The sequence below is a fragment of the Flagellimonas aequoris genome (genome assembly GCF_003584165.1).
GTDB classification, from domain to species: domain Bacteria; phylum Bacteroidota; class Bacteroidia; order Flavobacteriales; family Flavobacteriaceae; genus Flagellimonas; species Flagellimonas aequoris.
Window position 1 is genome coordinate 97320 of the sequence record NZ_QXFJ01000030.1, and the last position, 20856, is coordinate 118175.

General features: G+C 44.2%; 17 protein-coding genes. 14 read left to right on the forward strand and 3 right to left on the reverse strand.

The annotated features are described in order from the left end of the window. Positions 1-55: 55 nt before the first annotated feature. From D2U88_RS13810 to trxB, 12 genes are all read left to right on the forward strand, one after another. Complete coding sequence (locus D2U88_RS13810; protein WP_119641140.1) at positions 56-1681, forward strand: sulfatase family protein; 1626 nt, start codon at positions 56-58, stop codon at positions 1679-1681. Beyond that, positions 1678-2520, forward strand: coding sequence for an endonuclease/exonuclease/phosphatase family protein (locus tag D2U88_RS13815; RefSeq protein ID WP_119641141.1), 843 nt, complete (start codon positions 1678-1680; stop codon positions 2518-2520). Before D2U88_RS13810 ends, D2U88_RS13815 begins: the two co-directional genes overlap by 4 nt. Before the next feature lie 238 nt (positions 2521-2758). After that, on the forward strand, positions 2759-3214 hold the full coding sequence (locus D2U88_RS13820; protein WP_119641142.1) for a (2Fe-2S)-binding protein: 456 nt from the start codon (positions 2759-2761) through the stop codon (positions 3212-3214). Positions 3215-3240: 26 nt separating this feature from the next. After that, positions 3241-5445, forward strand: coding sequence for a xanthine dehydrogenase family protein molybdopterin-binding subunit (locus D2U88_RS13825; protein WP_119641143.1), 2205 nt, complete (start codon positions 3241-3243; stop codon positions 5443-5445). A gap of 476 nt (positions 5446-5921) precedes the next feature. Further along, positions 5922-7376 (forward strand): arginine decarboxylase, encoded by a 1455-nt coding sequence (locus tag D2U88_RS13830; protein ID WP_119641144.1) that lies wholly within the window; start codon positions 5922-5924, stop codon positions 7374-7376. A gap of 119 nt (positions 7377-7495) precedes the next feature. Further along, complete coding sequence (locus D2U88_RS13835; protein ID WP_119641145.1) at positions 7496-8470, forward strand: deoxyhypusine synthase family protein; 975 nt, start codon at positions 7496-7498, stop codon at positions 8468-8470. A 2-nt stretch (positions 8471-8472) separates the two neighbouring features. Beyond that, entirely contained in the window at positions 8473-8787 is a 315-nt protein-coding gene (locus tag D2U88_RS13840; RefSeq protein ID WP_119641818.1) for a hypothetical protein, read from the forward strand. A gap of 23 nt (positions 8788-8810) precedes the next feature. Next, positions 8811-9263, forward strand: a complete 453-nt coding sequence (locus D2U88_RS13845; RefSeq protein ID WP_119641146.1) for an NUDIX hydrolase — start codon at positions 8811-8813, stop codon at positions 9261-9263. Continuing rightward, positions 9229-9642, forward strand: coding sequence for a VOC family protein (locus D2U88_RS13850; protein WP_119641147.1), 414 nt, complete (start codon positions 9229-9231; stop codon positions 9640-9642). The genes D2U88_RS13845 and D2U88_RS13850 overlap by 35 nt, the downstream gene beginning before the upstream one ends. 3 nt (positions 9643-9645) lie before the next feature. Continuing rightward, complete coding sequence (locus D2U88_RS13855) at positions 9646-10434, forward strand: RMD1 family protein (RefSeq protein WP_119641148.1); 789 nt, start codon at positions 9646-9648, stop codon at positions 10432-10434. An 11-nt stretch (positions 10435-10445) separates the two neighbouring features. Then, complete coding sequence (gene rimK / locus D2U88_RS13860) at positions 10446-11816, forward strand: 30S ribosomal protein S6--L-glutamate ligase (protein ID WP_182859188.1); 1371 nt, start codon at positions 10446-10448, stop codon at positions 11814-11816. Between the two features lie 525 nt (positions 11817-12341). Further along, positions 12342-13310, forward strand: a complete 969-nt coding sequence (gene trxB / locus D2U88_RS13865) for a thioredoxin-disulfide reductase (protein WP_119641150.1) — start codon at positions 12342-12344, stop codon at positions 13308-13310. Positions 13311-13378: 68 nt separating this feature from the next. Here the strand turns inward: trxB and D2U88_RS13870 are convergent, their stop codons facing one another. Then, positions 13379-13822: a hypothetical protein gene (locus D2U88_RS13870; protein WP_119641151.1), complete on the reverse strand. Its 444-nt coding sequence runs from the start codon at positions 13820-13822 to the stop codon at positions 13379-13381. Between the two features lie 297 nt (positions 13823-14119). Between D2U88_RS13870 and D2U88_RS13875 the strand changes: the two genes are divergently transcribed. Beyond that, positions 14120-17242 (forward strand): SusC/RagA family TonB-linked outer membrane protein, encoded by a 3123-nt coding sequence (locus D2U88_RS13875; protein ID WP_119641152.1) that lies wholly within the window; start codon positions 14120-14122, stop codon positions 17240-17242. Between the two features lie 10 nt (positions 17243-17252). Next, a complete protein-coding gene (locus tag D2U88_RS13880) occupies positions 17253-18734 on the forward strand; it encodes a SusD/RagB family nutrient-binding outer membrane lipoprotein (RefSeq protein WP_119641153.1) in 1482 nt (493 codons plus the stop codon). Positions 18735-18751: 17 nt separating this feature from the next. Here D2U88_RS13880 and D2U88_RS13885 read toward each other — a convergent pair whose 3' ends face one another. Together D2U88_RS13885 and D2U88_RS13890 are read right to left on the reverse strand one after the other, a co-directional pair. Then, complete coding sequence (locus tag D2U88_RS13885; protein ID WP_119641154.1) at positions 18752-19798, reverse strand: pyridoxal phosphate-dependent aminotransferase family protein; 1047 nt, start codon at positions 19796-19798, stop codon at positions 18752-18754. Beyond that, on the reverse strand, positions 19798-20808 hold the full coding sequence (locus D2U88_RS13890) for a dipeptide epimerase (protein WP_119641155.1): 1011 nt from the start codon (positions 20806-20808) through the stop codon (positions 19798-19800). Before D2U88_RS13890 ends, D2U88_RS13885 begins: the two co-directional genes overlap by 1 nt. Positions 20809-20856: the final 48 nt, after the last annotated feature.

Genomic DNA, 20856 nt, shown 5'->3' on the forward strand with positions numbered 1-20856 from the left:
TGATGGGGAAAGTGCTGTTCTAGCACGTTTGTTCCATCAACCTAAAACCGTAAAAATGTATTGGAGAAGAGCCATTCTGCTGCTATTGTTGATTTCGGCCTGTAAACAACAGGAAAAACCAAAAGAAGAAGTGGCAGCTGGTCCACCGAACATTATTTTCATCATGTCCGATGACCATGCCTTTCAGGCCATTAGTGCGTATGGCCATGAATTGGGTAAATTGGCTCCTACGCCCAATATTGACCGTATTGCGAAAAACGGGGCCATTTTCAGGAATAATTTCTGTACCAATTCTTTATGTGGGCCAAGTAGAGCGGTGATCCTTACTGGAAAATTAAGCCACATCAACGGTTTTCGTATGAACGGGGAACGGTTTGATGGCAACCAACCAACCTTGCCCAAATATTTGAAAGAACTTGGGTATCAGACAGGGATTATAGGGAAGTGGCATTTGTACGGTGCACCTACAGGATTTGATTATTGGGATATTTTGAATGATCAGGGCAACTATTACAATCCCGAGTTCATATCCGAAGGGGATACCACTGTGGTTGAAGGTTATGCCACGGATTTGATTTCCGATAAAAGTCTGGATTGGTTGCAGCACCGGGACAGCACACAGCCTTTTTATTTGATGGTGCACCACAAGGCACCACACAGGAATTGGATGCCGGCCCTGCGACATTTGAATGCCTACGACACCATTACCTTTCCGTTACCGGACACTTATTTTCCAGAGTTTGTAGACCAACAGGCGGCCGAGGAACAATTGCAAACCATTTATACAGACATGTACGAAGGGCACGATCTAAGGATGAGTACAGGCCCCGGAAGTACGGAACTGGCCCAAAATCCATGGACCATCGATTTTGATCGTATGACACCCGAGCAACGTAAAATTTGGGACGAAGCCTATCTTCCCAAAAACAATGCCTTTTGGGAAGCCAATTTGCATGGTAAAGAACTGGCTGAATGGAAAGGACAAAGGTTCCTTCAAGAATATTTGGCTACGATAAAGGCCGTGGATGAAGGAGTCGGACGAATCTTGGATTATCTGGAAAAAAAAGGGTTGGACAAAAACACCTTGGTAGTGTACACTTCCGATCAAGGATTTTATTTGGGCGAGCACGGTTGGTTTGACAAGCGGTTTATGTATGAGGAATCCATGAAAATGCCCTTGTTGATGCAGTTGCCAGGGGTTATCAAACCGGGAACGGAAATCGATGCGATGGTACAGAACCTTGATTTTGCCCCTACTTTTTTGGATTTGGCAGGCGGGACCCAATATGCTTCGGATATGCAGGGTCGGTCCTTTAGGCATGTATTGGATGGAACTGAACACGATTTCAAGAATGCCGTGTATTACCATTATTATGATTTTCCGGCATTTCATATGGTGAAACGGCAGTACGGAGTGCGCACGGATCGCTACAAACTCATCCATTTTTATGATGATATTGATGCATGGGAGTTCTATGACCTTCAAAAGGACCCCCACGAAGTACACAATGCTATCAATGATGAAGAATATAAAGATATCATAACGTACATGCACCAAAAATTGGATAGCTTGCAAGCTGTTTACAAAGTAACCGAAAAGGAATTTGAGACCACTCCGAAGGAAAAAGTTGATAAAGCCTATGAAGTCTTTAAAAAATTGAGAGGAACACCTATCCAATGAAAAAACTACTTTTTACCCTATTACTTTTTGTGGTGATGGTAGGCGCTAATGGCCAGACCATAGATGTGATCACCTATAACATCCGTTATGACAATCCCAATGACAATCCCAACAATTGGGACAACCGAAAGGCATTCCTGATCTCGCAATTGCAATTTTATGCCCCGGATGTTTTTGGGACCCAAGAGGGGTTGGTGCATCAACTCAAGGATATTGACCAAGGGCTTGAAGATTATACTTATGTTGGCATAGGACGCGATCATGGAGATGATCGTGGCGAGTTTTCGGCTCTTTTCTATAACACCAAAAAACTGAAGGTGTTGAAACAGTCCACGTTTTGGCTGTCCGAAACCCCGGATGTTCCATCCAAAGGATGGGATGCCGCCTTGCCCCGTATCTGTACCTATGGACTTTTTGAAAATAAGGCGGATGGGAGCAAGTTCATGGTCTTCAATACGCATTTTGATCATGTGGGGGTAACGGCAAGGGCAGAGAGTTCCAAACTCATCCTAAAAAAAATGAAAGAATTGAATCCTGATGGATTGCCTGTTATTTTGACCGGGGATTTCAATTTGGAAAGTGATAGTTCGGGAGTACAGGTAATCTTGGGAGAAATGACGGATACCCATGTCGCTGTGGGAAAAAATGCCTTTGGTCCCAATGGCACCTTTAACGGGTTTGAGTTCAATAAACCTGTGGAACGGAGAATCGATTACATCTTTGTTTCTCCTAATAATGTTGAGGTGCTAAAAAGTGCCATTTTGAGCGATTCCAAGGATTGCAGATACCCTTCGGATCACCTTCCGGTATTTGCACGGTTACGTCTCGTAGCACCTTAAAACCCGTTTCTTCGACCTCAAAACATCAGTTGTTTGAATTTTTTGGGTTTGGTCTTAAAACCCATATTACTTCCAATAGATTAATTGCTTTTAACCAAGGCTAGTGTTGACGTTGTTATTTATATTAAATTTAAGTAACCTCAAAAAATGTAAAAACAATGTTAATTTTTTTGGGATGCTCTACATTTATAAATGCATTTTAAGAGTAAATCCATAACTTCAAAGGAATTTTTATATCATGGCACTATTTACACTGAACATCAACGGAAAGGAACAAGAGGTGGATGTGGATCCTACCACGCCAATGCTCTGGGTTTTAAGGGACCATTTGAACTTGGTCGGAACAAAATATGGTTGTGGGATCGCGCAATGCGGGGCATGTACCATCCATTTGGACGGCACTGCAACACGGGCATGCATGCTGCCTGTATCTTCTGTAGGCAACCAGAACATCACCACTATTGAAGGATTGTCTGAGAATGGCGATCATCCGGTACAAAAAGCATGGCTGGAAGTGGACGTTCCCCAATGCGGGTACTGTCAGGCAGGTCAGATCATGACCGCGGCATCACTTTTGGAAAAAAATCCAAATCCAACGGATGAAGAAATTGAGATGGCCATGAATGGCAACATTTGCCGATGTGGTACCTATCTGAGAATCAGGAAGGCCGTAAAAATGGCAGCGAACTCATAATCCAATTCATCTGAAAACCTAAAAACATGACACTAGTTAAAACAAAAATAGGAAGACGGGCCTTTATCAGGAATACTGGATTGGCCAGTGGCGGACTGGTATTGGGCTTCAATTGGTTGGCCTCATGCAAAATGACACCGGAACAGGTCAACAGTTTACCCAACGAATGGTTCGACCTGAACGGATTCCTTAAAGTAGGGGATAATGGACTGGTGACCATTATGTCGCCAAACCCTGAGATAGGACAGAATGTAAAAACAGCTATGCCCATGATCGTAGCTGAAGAGTTGGATGTGGCTTGGAAAGATGTCATCGTTGAACAGGCGCCTTTAAATACCGATATTTTTACCCGTCAATTGGCGGGAGGTAGCCAATCCATCCGTCAAGGGTGGGAAAGTCTTCGTATGGCGGGCGCAACCGCTAGACACATGTTGAAGGAAGCTGCAGCCCAGGCTTGGCAAGTTCCCGTAAGTGAGATTACCACCAAGGAAGGCCAATTGATGCACGAAGCGAGTGGCAAATCCGCAGGGTATGGCGAAATGGCATCAGCCGCTACGGCTATTGAAGTGCCCGAGGAAGTGGAACTTAAGGATATCAATACCTTTAGCATCATTGGTACGGACAAGAAAAATGTGGATGGACCCAAGATCGTCACCGGTCAGCCCCTTTATGGATTGGACGTTCAGAGGGAAGGAATGCTCATAGCCATGATTGTGCACCCACCTGCATTTGGGATGAAGTACAAAAGCATGAACGCCGAATCGGTGAAATCCATGCCAGGTATAAAGGATGTGTTCCATTTTGAACCCTATACTGATGAGGTTGAAAAGCAATGGTCCGATGGCGGAGGAATCCCCGAATTGGTGGCCATTGTAGGCAACAGCACGTGGGAGTGCATGCAGGCCAAAAAAGCTTTGGAAGTGGAATGGGAAGAAGCGTCCAAATTGGAGAGCACCGCTTACCATGATGAGGCTTTGGCCGCCCTATTGGAAAAACCTACGGAACAACCCGCAAGGAAGGATGGTGATGTGGACGCGGCCTTTAAGAAAGCGGCCAAGATAGTGGAAAGCACGTATTCTGCTCCCTATCTGGCACACAATACCATGGAGCCCATGAACTTTTTTGCCCATGTTACGCCAGAGAAGGCAGAACTGTTGGGCCCCATCCAAACCCCGGAATTTTTGGAAAAGACCTTGGTATCCCGATTGGGAATGCCAGCGGAGAAAATAGATATTATGATGACCCGTATGGGAGGTGGCTTCGGCCGTCGTCTCTACGGAACCTTCGCCGTGGAAGCAGCGGTCATATCCCAAAAAATGAACGCACCGATCAAATTGGTGTATTCCAGGGAAGATGATATGACCCAGGGAACGTATCGCCCTTCGTACAAAGTAAAATACAAAGCAGGATTGGATGAAAATGGCAACCTGATCGCTTGGCATGTGCGAGGTGCCGGTACCAATGATGATTTGGTTTGGGAACACAGGTTTCCAGCTGGGGCCGTCGATAATTATTTGGCAGAAAAACATGTCCTCCCGACCAATGTGACCACAGGGGCATGGAGGGCGCCACGATCCAATTTTATTGCGGGAGCCGAGCAGGCTTTTATGGATGAGGTTGCCGAAGCATCAGGCAAAGATCCCATCGAGTTCCGTTTGGAGCTGTTCGATCGTGCCATCAACAATCCTGTGGGAGACCCAGAGAAGAATGATTACGACCCAAAACGTTATGCAGGGGTTTTGAAACTCGTCAAGGAAAAAGCCGATTGGAACGGCACGGACAATGGCAAATCCAGAGGGGTTTCGGCCTATTACTGCCATAATTCCTACGTGGCCCAGGTATTGGATCTTGAAGAGGGCAGTGGAACCCCAAGAGTAGGTAAGGTATGGTGTGCCGTAGATTGCGGAATAGTCATCAACCCATTGAGTGCCAAGAACCAAGTGGAGGGAGGTATTGTGGATGGTATTGGCCATTCCACCTTCAGTGCCATGACCTTCACCGATGGTAAACCGAACCAAAGCAATTTTGATAAATACCGTTTGATCAGGAATATGGAGGCGCCCAAAGAGGTGGAGACCTTCTTTGTGGACAACGGCATTGACCCAACTGGATTGGGAGAACCATCGCTGCCACCTATTATTGGGGCATTGGCCAATGCGCTGTATAAAGCTACGGGAAGAAGGCATTACAGCCAACCTTTCATTAGCGATAGACCGCCCTTGGTAGGATAACATATTGGGATTTTATAGATAAAACTTTAGGAATTATTCATTGCTCAGTAGTATCTTTATAAAGATATGGCTATATTGAATAGCGACGTTCTTGGATTTGTGTGTATGTAAATCATTGAATTACAACTACTTATTATTGAAAATAATTTTTCTGTAAAAAAGTTGCGGTATTTGTTTTTTGTTTATGTTTGATCCATGAATGGGTCCCTTATGTTTGGACGCATTTGCCTATTAGCGTTGAAATTTTTTTTCATGTTCGGGCTTTTGGGAAAAAGGAAGTCTATCCCCCAAGCCGTCTTAGGGATAAGACACCGAATCTCTGGGCTGACTTCCGAAAAACACTCCTTGATCCGTGATTTCTCGCGGACCCCTAACTTTGTTCCATACACAGTTTTTGAATTTCGTATCTGAGAACCAGCTATTGGCTTGGCTTTAAGAATTTTATTGTATCAATTAATCATCAATACGAAATTATAATGAAAACGAAATATATCGATTTGATCGAACAGACCTATGATTTTCCACAAGAGGAGTTTCAGTTGGAAGACAACAAGCTGCAATTCCACGGCATAGATCTTTACGGTTTGATCCAACAATACGGCACCCCTCTCAAATTCACTTACCTGCCCAAAATTTCAGATAACATCCAGAGGGCCAAAAAGTGGTTTAAGAGCGCCATGAAAAAGCACAGATATGCGGGCAGCTATCATTATTGCTACTGCACTAAAAGCTCCCATTTTGAGCATGTACTGAACGAAGCCCTTAAAAATGATATCCATATCGAAACCTCCTCTGCATTCGATATAGACATTGTGCAACATTTGATGAAGGCCGGAAAGATTACCAAGAATACCTATGTAATCTGTAATGGGTTTAAAAGGGACCAATACATCAAGAATATTGCAGGATTGATCAACAACGGTCACAAGAACTGTATTCCCATTATCGATAATTATGAGGAAATAGATTTGTTGAGTGACGTTATCGAGGGCAACTTTAAAGTTGGGATCAGGATCGCTTCGGAGGAAGAGCCCAAATTTGAGTTCTATACCTCGCGATTGGGAATCGGGTACAAGAATATTGTTCCCTTTTACAATCAATCCATCAAAACCAATGAAAAGGTGGAGCTGAAGATGCTTCACTTCTTCATCAATACCGGAATCAGGGACACGGCCTACTACTGGAACGAATTGTTGAAATGTCTCAAGGTGTACATCAGTCTTAAAAAGGTGTGCCCAACATTGGACAGTTTGAACATCGGAGGCGGATTCCCGATTAAAAATTCCTTGGCCTTCGAATATGATTATGAGTATATGGTGGACGAAATTATTCATCAGATCAAGCAGGCCTGTGACGAAGCAGAGGTAGATGTACCCAATATCTTTACCGAGTTTGGAAGTTTTACCGTTGGCGAAAGCGGGGGTACCATTTATGAGGTGTTGTACCAAAAGCAACAGAACGATAGGGAAAAATGGAACATGATCAACTCGTCATTCATTACCACCATGCCCGATTCATGGGCCATTAGCAAACGCTTCATTACCCTATCCATCAACCGTTGGAACGATGAGTACGAACGCGTGTTGTTAGGTGGATTGACCTGTGATAGTGACGATTACTACAATTCGGAACAGCATATGAATGCCATCTATCTTCCCAAATACCGAAAGGACAGACCACTCTATATCGGGTTCTTCAACACGGGAGCCTATCAAGAGACCATTGGTGGCTTTGGAGGATTGCAGCACTGTTTGATTCCCCATCCCAAACACATCCTTATCGATAAGGACGAAGAGGGAAACATGAAGACAACCGTTTTTGCTGAGCAGCAGACCGCACAGCAATTCCTGTCCATTTTGGGTTATGGCACCCAGAAGGAAGCGGGTTCCATGGTCAAATCAAAAGCATTGCCCGTACCCAGCAAAAATTAAATTTGGAACAAAGGGTCTACAGGGTCGTTAAATAGAAATCAATAAAGAAAATAGGGATTACGGATTTTGAGAAAACAATGATATATTTAGGTAGTCCGGAAACCTCATAGACAATAGAAATGAACAATAAAGGAGCAATATCACAATTTATTCAAAAGTATTACTTGCATTTTAATGCAGCCGCTTTGGTGGATGCCGCCAAAGGTTATGAGGACCAATTGAACCAAGGTTCCAAAATGTTGGTGTCCTTGGCCGGCGCCATGAGTACAGCGGAACTGGGCAAGATCTTTGCGGAGATCATCCGCACGGACAAAGTCCATATCGTATCATGTACCGGAGCCAATCTGGAAGAAGACCTGATGAACCTCGTGGCGCATTCGCACTATAAAAGAGTGCCCAATTACAGGGACCTGACCCCAAAGGAAGAGTGGGATCTGTTGGAAAAGGGGTTGAACCGGGTTACGGATACCTGTATCCCCGAAGAAGAGGCGTTCAGGAGATTGCAAAAGCACATTTTTGAGATTTGGAAGGATGCAGAGGCCAAGGGAGAACGCTATTTTCCGCACGAGTACATGTACAAATTATTGCTTTCCGGGGTTTTGGAGCAATATTATGAGATAGACATCAAGGATTCATGGATGTACGCTGCTGCAGAAAAAAATCTACCCATTGTGGTTCCCGGATGGGAAGACAGCACCATGGGCAACATTTTTGCCAGTTATGTGATCAAGGGAGAGTTGAAAGCAAGCACCATGAAATCGGGAATTGAATACATGACCTTTTTGGCGGATTGGTACCAGAAAAATTCCGAAAAAGGAATCGGTTTCTTCCAAATAGGCGGAGGTATCGCAGGGGATTTTCCTATTTGTGTGGTGCCTATGCTATATCAAGATCTGGAGCAGACAGAAACTCCATTTTGGAGCTATTTCTGCCAGATCAGTGATTCCACAACCAGTTATGGATCCTATTCGGGGGCGGTGCCCAATGAAAAGATCACGTGGGGCAAGTTGGATATTGACACGCCCAAGTTCATTGTGGAATCCGATGCTACGATTGTGGCTCCCTTGATATTTGCATACCTCCTAGATATGTGATGATGAAGAACAGACAAACAGTAGCTTTGAAACGTGTAATCGTAGATTACAAAAAGCTGGACAACCATATGCTAAACCTTTTGGTGGAAAAATTTCCGGATGGGTACGATGATGACGATATTGTTACCTACCGCAATGCCAACAATGAGGTGGTGGAATGTATAGAGGTACGTACCGAGGATACAGCATATCTGGTAAAAGTGAGCAAACGACTGGTAATGGCCATGGAAGATTACGACGACTCCGACAATGATTCGGACAGTGATGAAGAAACATCACTGGATACGGAGGGATTGGAAAGCTCTGAAGAGGAGTAGAACAAAAACCAAAAGGGATCTTTATGAAAAAATTGATCAAATCCCGCTTGATAGCCGTTCACAAGGATCAGGTCCTAGTGCTTAAGAAAGTGGAACGCCCACTGAGATATACGTTGCCCGGAGGTGTAAAGAAGAAGAAGGAGACAGAATCGGAAACACTCATCAGGGAGGTAGGGGAAGAAATAAAACTGAAACTGTCCCACAGCCAGTTCAATTTTTACCTCTCCCACATCAAAAAAGGCAAATTCCAGACCGTACTGAAAAACTATTATTTGGTACAGTTGAAGCCAAAGCCCATCAAGGTGAAGGAAACACATAAGTTTGAAGAGGCCCTGTGGTTGGAATGGAAGGAAGCATTGCCGTTTATGGACAAAATGGACCGCATGGCCGTTAGGTCCTATTTCAAGAGTTTGGGAAGAAAATTAAAGAAAGAAAAATCAAATGGATATAAAGTTCCACCTCGCCTTGCCATGTAAGGACATAGCAGAAACCAGGGCTTTTTATTTGGATGTTGTAAAGGCGGGCCTGGGTAGGCAGACCGAGCATTGGCTCGACATCGACCTTTTTGGAAACCAATTGACCTTTACCCAATCCGGTAGTTTCAATTTTGATTTCAAGAACTATCGGTTGGAAGACTATATCTTGCCATCCTTCCATTTTGGGGTTATCGTGCCCGTGGAGGTTTGGGGGGAACTATATGCCAGATTGTTCCAAATGGACTTGGAGATTACCACGGAAGCCACCTTTATGCAGGATAGGACAGGGGAACATCTTTCCTTTTTTATACAAGATCCCAATGGTTATATGGTGGAGTTCAAAAGCTTTAAGGAACCCAAGGATATTTTTGCAACGTAGACAATGGACTCAAAAGCCATAGCCTTACATCTAGCAGAGAGCATCGATATATCTGGTTGCAGACAGGCCATGGATAAAGAACTTGTTTATGGCGATAGGGACGAACTGTTCTATTCGGATGGAACGTTGGGCTATCTGTATATTTTCAAATATGGGATTGTATCGTTCTATGGGTTTGATGAAACGGCCATCTCCAATATTTTGATGGAACTAAAACCCTTTTGTGAAGAATGGCGCCAGTCAGAACTCACGGAGGAAATGGAAATTGAACTGGTTTCGGGAGAGCTGGCATCAAAAGTGACCAACAACAAAATAGTACTGTCAAAATCCAATGTGGAGGGCATGCGCTTGGCATTGTTACACTTATCACAATCGGTGGCCTTGGATTACTTTGCGGGGTTGTCGGACCAAATCATGAAGGAGACCCGAATCCACACATCCTACTTGGAGCACAACGGTAAATTGGACCTTGGAGGAAAAAAACTGAAGAAATACATTGCCAGGGTGCTGAACATCAACAACCAGATTTCGGAAAACCTCTATATTTTCGATTCCCCAGAATCGGCTTGGGAAGACGAATATCTGGACAGACTGGACAAAAGCCTCAAACAGATCTTTGATCTGAAAGAGCGTTACCGTACCATTAAGGAGCAGGGGTACATCATAAAAGAAAACTTAAGCCTTTTTAAGGACATAATGGACCATAGGGAAAGCAGCAGATTGGAATGGATCATCATCATTCTGATCTTGGTGGAGGTCATGGACCTGTTCATTATGAGATTAATCAATTAACAACAATTATTTTGGACGATTTTAAAATATTGGGCAGCGAGGAGTGGTGCCGCTTCGAGGAATTGGGAATACCCGCCATCAAGGCTAGGGTGGATTCCGGGGCAAAGACATCATCCATGCAGGCCAACAAGATCAAGATTTTTAGCAAGGGGCTGGAAGATTGGGTACGGTTTGAGGTGAACCCGTTGCAGGACAACAGGAGCATCTCCATTCTGTGCCAGGCCAAACTGGTAGATGTTCGCAGTGTAAAGAGTTCACAAGGGATTTCCGAGGAGCGCCCCGTAATCAAGACCCCGGTGAACATTGGGGGCAATGTTTTTGAGATCGAGGTTACCCTAGCCAACAGGGATACCATGGAATATCGGATGTTGTTGGGCCGTGAGGCACTTAATGCAAGATATTTGGTGGATCCTTCCCAAAGTTTTTGCCAAGGTGATATTTCGGATGAAGAGATGTCACACAAATATAGACCCTACCAATCCGATAAAACCGGGTTGAGTATTGGGTTATTGGCCAGTAATCCAGAGCTTTACAGTAATAAGAGAATCATTGAGGCAGGGGAAATACGAGGGCATAAAGTGGTTTTTTTAAACGTGGAGAACGTTTATATGAAACTGGATGCCAGTTCTCCGGAAATACGATATAGAGGAGGTAACATTCTGGATAAGTTCGATGCCGTGATTCCTAGGATCAAGCCTTCCGTGACCTTTTATGGTTGCGCCTTGTTGAGGCAGTTTGATACTCTGGGAGTCTATTGCCTGAACTCTGCGGATTCCATCAGTAAATCCAGGGACAAACTGTTTGCCTCCCAGTTGTTCTCCAAACATGATATTCACATTCCCATTACCGGATTTGCCAAATCACCGATGGATACCAAGGACTTGATCCGGATGGTAAACGGGGCCCCCTTGATCATCAAATTATTGGAAAGTACCCAAGGGAAAGGTGTGGTCTTGGCAGAGACCAATAAAGCAGCGGAAAGTGTCATCAATGCGTTCAAAAGCGTACAGACCAATATTTTGGTGCAGGAGTTCATCAAAGAGGCGAACGGTCAGGATATCCGATGTTTTGTGGTCAATGGTAAGGTGGTGGCCTCTATGCAGCGGCAGGCACAAAAGGGAGAGTTTAGGGCCAATATACACCAAGGAGGTGCGGCTTCTTTGATAAAGATCACTTCGGAAGAGCGAAAACTGGCCATAAAATCGGCAAAAGTGCTTAATCTCGATGTGGCCGGGGTGGATATCATCCGCTCCAATCGCGGACCTTTGTTACTTGAAGTGAATTCTTCCCCTGGACTGGAAGGCATCGAGAACACCACAGGGATGGATATCGCCAACGTGATGATCGAAACCATAGAAAGAAAACTAAAATATGCCCAGTAAAAACATAGTTGGTTAACTAATTTATAATCAATCAATTGAGTTTTAGCCGGTAATTTCCTACACACCGTGCGCATTTTAGAGCCATAAATTGAAATGGGGCATCCGTTAAAGCAGATGCCCCATTTGTTAATTGGCCCCACTTCAAATCTCATAGCCATAGTATGTTTGTCCCAGTTAACACACAAACCTCCTAAAAATAGGACGGGGTGATTGTAGGGACCAAGTGTTCTTTTCCCCATATCTTATCATGAACGAGGTTTTACGTTGCGCCATGGGGGTTTTTGAGGTTGAGCCCCCTTGGTTGCAGCGGTTTACAGATCAAATATATGTTTCCCATAAATTTGACCTACTTTATTAGGAAAGGAGCTATGGAAATGGCTCCTTTTGTTTTTCTTTCCTTTTGAATGCCATTAATCTTATTCACGGAAATTGTTCACATCTTTTAAGAAAAGGGGAAAGCACCTTAATGTAAGTTTTTGCACAAAAAACCTACTTTTGTAAGATAATGCATTGAGGATTTTTGTTATGTCAGAACAAGTAGAAAGAATAAAAACATTGATCATTGGGTCTGGTCCAGCTGGGTATACAGCAGCAATCTATGCTTCTAGGGCCGACTTGAAACCTGTAATGTATACAGGAATGGAGCCAGGAGGACAATTGACCACCACAACCGAAGTGGATAATTTTCCAGGGTATCCTGAAGGTATAGATGGCCCAACCATGATGATGCAATTGCAACAGCAAGCAGAACGCTTTGGTACCGATGTGAGGATCGGAATGGTGACCGCTGTTGATTTTAGTGACGAGATTGGTGGCCTGCACAAGATTACCGTGGACGATTCCAAGTTTATAGAAGCTGAAACGGTGATCATATCCACTGGGGCATCTGCAAAATACCTGAACATCCCGAGCGAACAACGTTTACGTGGTGGTGGTGTCTCTGCCTGTGCCGTTTGTGATGGTTTCTTTTACAAAGGCCAGGAAGTAGCCATTGTTGGGGCAGGGGATACCGCTGCGGAGGAGGCATCCTATTTGGCCAATATCTGTAAAAAGGTGACCATGTTGGTGCGTAAGGACCATATGCGTGCTTCAAAGGCCATGCAGCATAGAGTGAACAGTATCGATAATATCGAGATCAGATACAATACCGAAGTGGATGAAGTATTGGGTGATCAAGTGGTCGAGGGAATAAGGATTGTGGACAACCAAACCGGGGAGAAGGAGGAGATTTCTGTTACGGGATTGTTCATAGCGATCGGGCACAAACCCAACACCGATATTTTCAAGGGACAATTGGATATGGATGAAACAGGATACATCATCACCCAGCCCAAATCCACGAAAACGAATAAGCCAGGAGTTTTTGCCAGCGGTGATGCCCAGGACAAGATTTATAGACAGGCCGTTACGGCTGCAGGTACAGGGTGTATGGCAGCTTTGGATGCCGAGCGGTACTTGGCCGCGGTAGAAAGCAAGGAAATGATGGCTTCCTAAACGGAAAATCCACAGAACAGATTAAAAAAGGCACTGAAATTCAGTGCCTTTTTTCGTGGAATGCTAACTCAATCAATCCGTCTGTAGTTTTCTGAAAAAGTCCGGTTGCCATCGGCGTCGACCGAAATCTGGCTAAAGGTATCCTCATTCAAGATCAACTCGAATGTAAAATTCCTCATAGTGTCCAAAGCCTTCATCATTTCATCATCCCCATATTCGATGACTTCAACCAGTTGGCCATCGGTAACACGGTAAGAACCATAGCCAAATCTGCCATTGGGATCATCTGGAACATACCGCGTCCACATGATTTTTTCCTTGGAGTACATCTTGACCTGCCTGTACCCATCCGATTTTGGAATGGTATCGATGACGTTCTGTCCGTCATAATTATAAAAACTTTGGAGTTCCCAAGTTCCCTCAATAGTGGGATCGTAATGTTCGAGTCCCTTAAAGCTTCCCGCCATTAAGAACACAACACAACATACAATAAGCAAAATTGATTTTTTCATACGGTTTGACTTAATGGAGATTAAAGAATATACAAAAGATAGTGATATTTTATGAAAATATTAAATTATTACACTTAAAATTTTAACATATAGGCAGTTGTTAAAAGTATAAGCAAAAGCGAAGAGATGTTCTTTAAACTATAAAAGTGCTATATCATCTTCAATAGATTCCTTTGGAATTTGAAAAAAAAGGGATAATCCTATTATTTTTTTACAAAATGAACATTTCTGTTCAAAAATGTTTGATTTGTAAATTTTTTTGGACAAATTTCGGTAGTATTAACACAAACTTAAGTAATGAGAAACATTTATTTGACATTTGTTGCAGTGTTTTCTTGTATTGCTGCGTTTGGGCAGACCATTACGGGGACCGTATCCGATACTTCGGGTACTCCTTTGCCTGGGGTGACCATAGTAGTAAGTGGTACAAACAATGGTACAACTACCGATTTCGATGGAAATTACACCATCAATGCCTCCAGTGGGCAAGTGCTGAGATTTTCCTATTTGGGGATGAAGCCAAAAGACATTACCGTAGGGTCCGAAACAACCATCAATGTAGCTTTGGAAGAAGATTCCACACAGCTTGATGAGGTTGTGGTGACCGCATTTGGTGTGGAACAAAAGCAGAAGTCGTTGGGATATTCAGTGACCAAGGTCAATACCGAGGACCTTAACTTGGCCGGCCAGTCCAATCCTATCGAGAGCCTTCAAGGACGTGTGGCCGGGGTACAGATCAATCGTTCTTCCGGTACATCAGGAGGCGGTGTGGATATTCTGATCAGAGGTGTTACCTCTATCAATCCTAACAGGAGTAACCAACCCTTGATCATTGTGGACGGACTTGCGTTGAACAACGATACTTTTGCCGGGGAGGTTAGACCCAGTTCGGGGTCGAACTCGCCTAGCAGTTCGGAGCAGTTCGCCTTTTCCAATAGGGCAATGGATTTGAACCCTGAGGACATTGAAAGTTTCAACGTACTGAAAGGAGCGGCGGCGACTGCCCTTTATGGTGTGAGGGCATCCAATGGTGCTATTGTGATCACTACCAAAAAAGGAAAACAGGGCAAGGCCAAGATTAATTTGACGGCATCCACGACTTTTAGAAATGTTACAACTACGCCACCTTTACAAACCACCTATAGGGAAGGATTTAATGGGGCACCCAGAACGTTGTATGATCCAAACTCAGAAACTGGGTTCGATAGGGTCCAAAATGCAACTTCTTTCTATTCTTGGGGTCCTGAATATGCCTTGGATTCCTATGATTTAGGTGAAGGCAACATAGTTGACCTGTCCAACGATCGCTTTTATAGCCCTTATGATATTTTTAGAACAGGTTTTAATTCACAGCTCAATCTCAGCCTTAGTGGGGCCAACGATCGTTTGAGCTATTATTTTTCCTTGGGGAACAACAATGAACAGGGGATTTTGCCGAATACGGATTATAAAAAGACCAACTTCAGGTTGAAAGCTGGGTATAAGGTAACCGACAACTTCTCTGTGGATGGTTCTGTAGCTTTTACCAATTCGGGGGGAAGAAGGGCTAACGGAGGTGATAAATCGGTGATGAGTGCACTGTCCTATTATTCTGGCACATTCCCGATCAATGATTATATGAACCCTGATGGTAGCGAAAGGGACTATTCTTTTGGTATCATTGATAACCCTAGGTATTTGATGGAAACCAGTAATTTGGAGGACGATGTAAACCGTTGGATTGGAAATACCACCCTCACCTGGTCTCCTAAGGATTGGGTAACAGTTACCTATGCCGCCCAAATAGATAATTATTCCGATGTCAGGAACCGCTACGTGGGACCCGATTTGGATGGCGGTTCACAAGTAGGTGGTTTCATCCTTGAGCAGAATATCAATTTTACTGGGTTGGAATCCAACTTTTTGGTGGCATTCAATAAATCCTGGTCAGAGGATTTTACCACGGACCTTACATTGGGTCACCAACTTTCCGATACCAAGAGAAACTACTTGGAGGCAAGGGGTGAAGGTTTGAACATCCCTGGTGTCAACGAAATTGGAAACACCACCAATTTTTTTATCAATAAAAGCATTGTACAGAATAGGACAGTTGGTGTTTTCGGTGAGTTGAAGTTTGGTTATAAAGATAAATTGTTCCTTTCCTTGACAGGTAGGAACGACTGGATTTCCACCTTGCCCAAAGAAAACAGATCGTTCTTCTACCCATCAGCGAGTTTGGCATACGATGTATCCGATTTGTTCGGGGACAACGATATTTTTACTTTTGGAAAACTCCGTGCATCTTGGGCCGAGGTTGGTAAAGGGCCCGGCTTTGGAGATGTGGGCCAATATTTCGTAGTGGATGGTGATTTTCCTTTCGGTGGCGTTGGTGGCTACAGGAGAAGCACCTTGTTGGGCGATACCAACATAAAACCGGAAAGAAACCAGTCTACGGAATTTGGAGCGGATCTTAGGTTCTTCGATAACCGTATCCGTGTGGATTATGCATATTACAACACGCGTGTAAAAGATCAAATCTTCACTGTGGGCACCGCTTACTCTTCCGGTCTTTCGGGAATTACCAGAAACGCAGGCGATTATAAAGTATTCGGACATGAACTGTTGTTGAGTGCCGATGTTATTAGAAATCAAGATTTACGATGGGAGTTGATATTGAACTGGTCTACCAGCGAGGGAGAGGTATTGGAAATACCTGACGACATTGAAGCCATCATCTTTGCTGATTCAGGATTTGCGGGAGTAACTTCCGAAGTTCGCGCCGGCGATAAAATGGGTAACCTCTATGGGTACAAATGGGTCTATGAAAATGGACAAAGATACATAGGTCCGGATGGTTATCCCGTAATCAATACGGATGAAAGGGTTGTGGTGGGCAACGCGTTCCCCGACTTTATCTCATCCATTGGAAGTAACTTGAAATATAAAGGTATTGGCCTTAACTTCTTGTTGGAGTGGAAAAAAGGAGGTGACCTCTATGATGCTGGTTTGAGAAACTCCATCCGTAACGGTAACCCATTAAGCACGCTTCAAAGAGACGTAAATGTGGTGTTGGATGGTGTTATGGATGACGGGAATGGTGGTTTTGTGCCCAATACCACAGAGGCATTGATCGACCAAAACTATTACCGTAACTCCAATGTGTACAACCGAGCTTCTGAAGTTTTGGTACAGGATGCATCATGGGTTAAGATTCGTAACATTTCCTTGTCCTATGACTTTCCTGCCAAGTTGATCAAAAATTTCAATCTGGAAAAGGTAAGTGTTTCGGCAAGTGCCAACAACCTTTTGCTATGGACTCCTTTTGATGGGTATGACCCTGAAGGTAACCAGTATAGTGCGGGCAGTAATGTATATGGTTTCACTGGATTGAATATTCCATTATCTGAAAGCTATTCATTGGGATTGAACATTGCATTTTAAAAAAAATACTATGAAGAAAATAAATATAATTAAGGTTTTTCTGTTATGTGCCACGATAACCTACGTGGGATGTAGCGAAGATTATTTTGATGTGAACACGCCTTCCAATACGGCTAAACTGGAAGACTTGCGAATGAAAGATCTAATAGCTCCCGTTATTCACAGCACTATGGAGGGACAGCGTTCCGCGGAATTGTCATTTGGCAATTATGTGCAGAATTTTGTGTCCGCTGGGGGTGGCGCTGCCGGGCAGACCTCTGTGAGTGGTCTTTGGAGTCAGGTCTATCTGTATGTTTTGCCCAATCTTGAAGCGGTGAAGGACAAGGCAGCGGAAACCGGGGCAACGCATATTGACGCCATTGCGGATATATTGATTGCGGCCAATATTGGAATTGCTACGGATTCTTGGGACAATATCCCATATTCTGAGGCCAGTGGTGGTCCTGACAACAATTTTGCGACTTTTGATACCCAAGAGACCATTTACACCGAGATTTTTAGTTTGTTGGATGGAGCCATTGCCAAATTGAGTGCTGCCGATAATTCAGGATTTGAGCTGGGTTCTTCCGATTTGATCTATGGCGGTGATTCAGCCAAGTGGTTAAGGGCCGCCTATTCCCTTAAGGCACGCTATCAGCTTCACTTGATGAACAAAGGGCTAATTTCCGCTTCGGAAGTTCTGGCAACCGTGGATAACGGATTTACTTCAAATGATGATAATTTCGCTATGTACTATGATGAAAAGAATATCAACCCATGGTACTCGTCCGAAATTTTGGCGAGAAATACGGGAAATTTGAGCAACGACATTGCCAGCCAGTTGGTAAGCTCCATGAACGGTGATTATTACCCATTCCAAGGAGGCTTGGTTGAAATAGACCCAAGACTACCCTTGTTTGCCCAAAATGATGATGAGGCCGAATACAAAGGTTTTGTGAGCGGCGGCGGCGGTATTGCACCTGATGGTACGGATGCCAATGCAAGGTTCAGGACCGGCGGTTTTTATACTAGTGTTGACTCCCCATTAATGTTGATTACTTATGCAGAAGTATTGTTCATTAAGGCGGAAGCGGCTTTTATGGCCAATGGCGGTACCACTACAAGTGTAGGATCAGATGCAACGGCTTATGCCGCTTATATGGATGGTATTGCAGCCAGTATGGATATGTATGGTGTGGAGGGAACGGATTACATGGCCGATGGAGCAGTGGATGTCGGTGAGGCATCCTTGAGCTTGCACCATATCATGAAGGAAAAGTACATTCACAATTTCTTGAATCCAGAGACCTTCGTGGATTACAGGCGTTATGACTTTTCAGATGATGTGTTTACCGGTCTACAGATTAGAAGTGAAGAGGACAGTGCCGATAATGAATTCTTGGGTCAATGGTTCCGAAGGGCCAATTACCCTGATACGGAATTGACCAGAAATGAAGCCAATGTATTGGCCAACCAGCAAACACCGGTAACCCCAGTTTGGTGGGATGAATAAAAAGTAAAATACAATCCTTAAGTCAAGAGGGTGTTCAAGCAGTGGACCAATTGCTGAACATCCTCTTTTTTATGGTAGGCACTCAATACGATCCTACTAATCAAAAGACCATTGGCATCAGGATAATTGAAGTTCGTAATGATAAAACCTTGGTCTTCCAGTTCCTGGGCCAAGGAGGCATTTTCAAATTCAAAGGTGGGATGCCCTTTCATATGTTGAAAATATTGGGGTTGATCTAGGGAACCCAAGAACAATTGATAATTTTCCATCAATGTGATTAAGCGTTTCCCATAAATAGGTTCCGCATCAATTAAAGTTCCCATGAATGCAGGCAGTGCCGGACTTGCCCCGCCATAAAAAGGTGTGGCCTTTAATGATTCAATAATTTCCCAATCACCAAAAACAGCTCCGGCCTGTATGCCCAATCCTTTTCCCAAAGAACAACAGACCAATAATTGGGCAGGGTTCAGTTTCTGCAAAAAGCCATAGCATCCTTTTCCCTGGTCGCCAACAATTCCAATGCCATGGGAATCATCGCCCACCAGCATGATCTTATCCAAGGGAAGTTGTCGCAAAGCCTCAAAGTGTGGATATTGTTTCGCCGTAAAATCGATGGTATCAAAAAGGAGCACGGGCATGGGGCCGTTGTTTGAAATTTGCTGCTCCAAGGCCAGGTTCAGTTCCTCAAAACTATGCGTTCTGATCACCCCATTCATGAGCATGGCTGTGTGCGCGTTCGGCGCCGCGAACAAGGTATGCCCTTTATGTAATAAATGTTGAATGACCAATTGCGCCGCCAGATATCCCGAAGACATGGTCAGGCTAGCTTCACTACCCACCCAATTAGCCAAGTGCTCCTCTGCTTGTTTATAAATATCCAATGCTACATTAGACCGACGCGAGGCCCCATAATGCATTCCATACCGTTCCACATTTTTTAGGAACAGATCCTTAAATGGAGCATAGGCTTGAAGACCTAGATAAGCTGTCCCCCCAAAATAGAGAGATTCCCTGCCGTTGGCATGGATTGATCTGTCCGGTATTCTAGGAAGGGGAATGGCCATTATAACAAAGCTATACCGCTGCCTGGCAGTTTAGAGAAAATCACTTCGCCATCATCCAATATCGTAACTCCGGTGGCAATGTCGTCTTTAAGAAGCATGGCCCCGTCCATATCCACAAAATCCAATTGGGGAAGTAATTGGGCAATCGCCGAAATTCCTACGGTGGATTCCGTCATGCACCCGACCATAATCTTTAGTCCCAACTCCTTGCCTTTGGCAATCATCCGCCTTGCTGGGGTCAGACCTCCACATTTGGTCAGTTTGATATTGATGCCGTCAAAATAAGGCCCGCATTTTTCCACATCGCTTTCCACGATACAGCTCTCATCTGCAATGACGGGGAGCACACAGGATTCCTTTACCTTTTTCATTCCTTCCCAATTGTCGGCCTTAAGGGGCTGCTCCAAAAACTCCACCCCAAGTTCCTTGAGTATCGGGGCATTTTTAATGGTTTCTTCAGCGGTCCAGGCACAATTGGCATCAATACGGAATATGCTGTCGGTATGTTTCCGAAGTTCCCTCACTATGGCCACATCATCCTTGGTGCCCAATTTGATCTTGTACAAGGGCCATGGTTTTTCTTTCAGTTTTTCTACCATTTTTTCAATAGTATCGATACCGATGGTGTAGTTGGTGGTAGGGTAATAACTCGTATTGGTGCCCCAAATCTCGTACAAGGGTTTTCCTTGTAGCTTTCCATATAGATCATTGGCTGCCAAATCCAGGGCGCAAAGGGTAAAGTTCTGCAATCCCAATGATTCCAGATGTTTGTAGAAATTTTCAGGATTGTCAAAGTCGTATGCCTCAATGGAATCTCGCACAGCTTCGATTTCTGCCGTCATGCTTTCCACAGTGCTGTTATAATAGGGATTAGAGGTGGCTTCACCATACCCGGTTTTTCCATTGAGGGTCAGCCCAACGATCATGGTGTCTTGGGTATCGTGGGATTCCCGTGAAATGGTGAAAGTATGCGCTAACCGAAGGGTGTATTTTTTGATTTCTATCTGCATCAAGGACCTATTTTATAAAGATGCTAAGATAGGGTTTCGGCTACGGTT

Coding starts and splice junctions, on each gene's coding strand:
- D2U88_RS13810 (WP_119641140.1), top strand. CDS start 56: ATGTATTGGAGAAGAGCCATTCTGCTGCTATTGTTGATTTCGGCCTGT.
- D2U88_RS13815 (WP_119641141.1), top strand. CDS start 1,678: ATGAAAAAACTACTTTTTACCCTATTACTTTTTGTGGTGATGGTAGGC.
- D2U88_RS13820 (WP_119641142.1), top strand. CDS start 2,759: ATGGCACTATTTACACTGAACATCAACGGAAAGGAACAAGAGGTGGAT.
- D2U88_RS13825 (WP_119641143.1), top strand. CDS start 3,241: ATGACACTAGTTAAAACAAAAATAGGAAGACGGGCCTTTATCAGGAAT.
- D2U88_RS13830 (WP_119641144.1), top strand. CDS start 5,922: ATGAAAACGAAATATATCGATTTGATCGAACAGACCTATGATTTTCCA.
- D2U88_RS13835 (WP_119641145.1), top strand. CDS start 7,496: ATGAACAATAAAGGAGCAATATCACAATTTATTCAAAAGTATTACTTG.
- D2U88_RS13840 (WP_119641818.1), top strand. CDS start 8,473: ATGAAGAACAGACAAACAGTAGCTTTGAAACGTGTAATCGTAGATTAC.
- D2U88_RS13845 (WP_119641146.1), top strand. CDS start 8,811: ATGAAAAAATTGATCAAATCCCGCTTGATAGCCGTTCACAAGGATCAG.
- D2U88_RS13850 (WP_119641147.1), top strand. CDS start 9,229: ATGGATATAAAGTTCCACCTCGCCTTGCCATGTAAGGACATAGCAGAA.
- D2U88_RS13855 (WP_119641148.1), top strand. CDS start 9,646: ATGGACTCAAAAGCCATAGCCTTACATCTAGCAGAGAGCATCGATATA.
- trxB (WP_119641150.1), top strand. CDS start 12,342: ATGTCAGAACAAGTAGAAAGAATAAAAACATTGATCATTGGGTCTGGT.
- D2U88_RS13870 (WP_119641151.1), bottom strand. CDS start 13,822: ATGAAAAAATCAATTTTGCTTATTGTATGTTGTGTTGTGTTCTTAATG.
- D2U88_RS13875 (WP_119641152.1), top strand. CDS start 14,120: ATGAGAAACATTTATTTGACATTTGTTGCAGTGTTTTCTTGTATTGCT.
- D2U88_RS13880 (WP_119641153.1), top strand. CDS start 17,253: ATGAAGAAAATAAATATAATTAAGGTTTTTCTGTTATGTGCCACGATA.
- D2U88_RS13885 (WP_119641154.1), bottom strand. CDS start 19,798: ATGGCCATTCCCCTTCCTAGAATACCGGACAGATCAATCCATGCCAAC.
- D2U88_RS13890 (WP_119641155.1), bottom strand. CDS start 20,808: ATGCAGATAGAAATCAAAAAATACACCCTTCGGTTAGCGCATACTTTC.